The organism is uncultured Clostridium sp. (genome assembly GCF_947036855.1).
In the GTDB taxonomy this organism is placed as follows: domain Bacteria; phylum Bacillota; class Clostridia; order Clostridiales; family Clostridiaceae; genus Sarcina.
The window spans coordinates 1-2,686 of sequence record NZ_CAMQRY010000210.1; the positions used below are offsets into that span (position 1 = coordinate 1).

The 2,686-nt window shown below is 31.7% G+C and carries 3 protein-coding genes and 2 pseudogenes; all 5 read right to left on the bottom strand.

The window, feature by feature from the left end; translation table 11 throughout:
- Window positions 1-131, bottom strand: a pseudogene (locus Q0V15_RS12855) (flagellar motor switch protein FliG); the annotation flags it as partial.
- Between the two features lie 4 nt (window positions 132-135).
- Window positions 136-1,689 (bottom strand): flagellar basal-body MS-ring/collar protein FliF, encoded by a 1,554-nt coding sequence (gene fliF / locus Q0V15_RS12860; RefSeq protein WP_297439539.1) that lies wholly within the window; start codon window positions 1,687-1,689, stop codon window positions 136-138.
- 23 nt (window positions 1,690-1,712) lie between these two features.
- Window positions 1,713-2,042, bottom strand: a complete 330-nt coding sequence (gene fliE / locus Q0V15_RS12865) for a flagellar hook-basal body complex protein FliE (RefSeq protein WP_297439540.1) — start codon at window positions 2,040-2,042, stop codon at window positions 1,713-1,715.
- 6 nt (window positions 2,043-2,048) lie between these two features.
- Window positions 2,049-2,462, bottom strand: a complete 414-nt coding sequence (gene flgC, locus Q0V15_RS12870; protein WP_297439541.1) for a flagellar basal body rod protein FlgC — start codon at window positions 2,460-2,462, stop codon at window positions 2,049-2,051.
- Window positions 2,463-2,464: 2 nt separating this feature from the next.
- Window positions 2,465-2,686, bottom strand: a pseudogene (flgB, locus tag Q0V15_RS12875) (flagellar basal body rod protein FlgB); the annotation flags it as partial.

Genomic DNA, 2,686 nt, shown 5'->3' on the forward strand with positions numbered 1-2,686 from the left:
TCATAAGTTATTTTTTGAATTTCACTCTCTGGAAGTTTCTTTATAATTTTAGCTGAGGCATCTGGACCTAGAGTTATAAATAATATTGCAGCTTTTTGTATTCCTGTTAATTTCTTTTTATCTCTAGACAAATTATCACCTCTCCTCTTCATTTAGCCATGATTTAATAACATCTGCTACTTGCTCTGGCTTTTTATTTGCATAATTTTTAATTTCACTTTCCACATGTGATTTTTCATCTTTAACATCAAAATCTATTGGATTGAAGTTTTGCATTGCTGTATCATCACCAATAACAACATTTAATCTTTTTTCTTCTGCTTCATCTTCTTTCCTATTTTTTCTCTTACTTAAAAATGCTATTAAAAGTGCTATTCCTATTATCAGAAGTATTACTGCTACTGATATAACTACTATTTTTATTATTGATTCTTTCTTAGCTTGCTTGTCCATTATTTCCATTTGTTTTTCAGCATCTTCTTTATACGTTGGATCAAAATTCATACTAACAACTGAAATTTGATCTCCCCTATCCTGTTTATAACCAATAGCTGTTCCCACAAGCTCTTTTATAGCTTCTATTGAACCTTCATCCATTGCCCCATCAATCACAACAGATGCTGTAACTCTTTTTACTTCACCTGGAGCACTTATATTTTTAATTTCTGTTTTTCCAATTTCATACTCTGTACTTTGCTCAGTTCTATTTGAACCTTCGCCATCTTCATCCTCAATATTATTATTCATATTATCATCAACTGGTCCTGTAGATACTGCTCCACCACCATTTGCTTCTTTAATAGTAGTTTGATTTTTTATAACTTTATTAGGATCTACTATAAGCTCTGTTTTCTGCTTTGAATCAAAATCAAGCTCTACATTGATTTGTGTTTTAATCTTATTGTTTCCAAGCACTGGATTTAATAAATCATATACACTACTTTCAAGTTCACCCTCATAATTTGCTTCAAGATTTCTTTGATTTGAAATAGCTGCTCCTGACGTCGCAACCTCATTACCTTCGCCTGAATATAATCCTTCTGATAAAAGGCTCATATTTTGGTCTATAACTTCTACATCTTCTTTATCAATCTTATCAACAGCAGATGCAATTAATGAAATAATTGATTTAACTTGTCCTGCTTCTAAAACTTCACCTGACTTTAACTGAATATATGTAGCTGCACTTCCTTTTTCCTTCTCATCTACAAATACAGTTTCTTTTGGAAGTGTTATGTGAACTCTAGCATTTTCAATTTGAGGAAAACTTTTTATTGTTTTCTCTATCTCGCCTTGTGTCATTCTAAGTTTCTTAAGTGCAAATTCCTCTGATGTAATACCAAAAGAACTCTCTTGATCCATAAGTTCATATCCTATACTTCCACCACTAAGACTTGGTGCAAGTTCAAGTCTTAATCTATCAACATCACCTTTTGGAACAAGGATAGTATCACCTTTTACTTTTAAATCAACCTTCATCTCATTTAGTTGCTGCGTAACCATCTTTGCATCTTTTCCCTCAAGACCAGTAAACAGAACTTGATACTTATTATTGAATGAATATGCTATAAACAAAATAATACCTATTAGTATTGATACAAGTGCTATTATTATTGCTACTCTAGCTGTCTTACCCATTGCCTTAAAAGCATTTAGAATCTTTTTGGAAAAATCCTTTACTACCTTCATTATTTTTACCCCTTACTAACACACTAAATCTGTGTTCTATTAATCTCTTGGAATGCCTCTACTAATTTATTTCTAACCTGCATTGCAAGTTGTAATGAAATTTTTGCTTCTTCCCCAACAAGCATAACCTCATGTATACTGACACCTTCATCTCCTCTAATCATCTTTTGAGTCATGATATCAGATTCTATTTGTTTATTATTTACTACATTTAACTTCTCATTAAGTGTATCTACAAAACTCATTACACCATTTTCTTCTTCTTTTACATCAAGATTATTTTTTAGAAATAAATTACTATTTACATCTGTCATTCTTTGATATGCATTTATTCCACCTATATTTAAATCCATTATAAATTACCTCCCAATTTCTAACGCTTTCATAAACATTGATTTTGATGCATTAAGCGTATCTATATTTGCTTCATAACTTCGTGATACAGCAATCATATCTGCCATCTCATTTAAAACATTAACATTTGGCATTACTACATATCCAGTTTCTGGATTTGCATCCACATGTCCTGGGTCATACTTAAGCCTTAAATCAGAATCATCATCTATAACTCCAACTGCTTTTACACCATTCATTCCCATTTCCGAATCTAAATTTTCCTGAAATATTGCTATCTTTCTTCTATATGGTTCACCATCTTCACCTCTTGTGACTGCATGGTTTGCAATATTAGAAGATATAACATCCATCCTAAGTCTTTCTGCTGAAAGCCCACTTGCACTAATTCTCATTGATGAAAACATTCCATTCGTCATAACTATCTACCTCCACTTATTATGTATTTCTTAGTAGAAAGTTTTGAATTAGCCTTCCCTATTAAAGCATTATACAAAAGTGTATTAGCTGCTTGATTAGTTTTCTCTGCCTCAATATCAACATTATTTCCATTCATATTCATTGAAGTTGTTGTATCTTTTCCTACTCTTATATCTCCAATTTCTACGTTTGATACCTTAACTCTACCTGTTTCCCTAAGCTC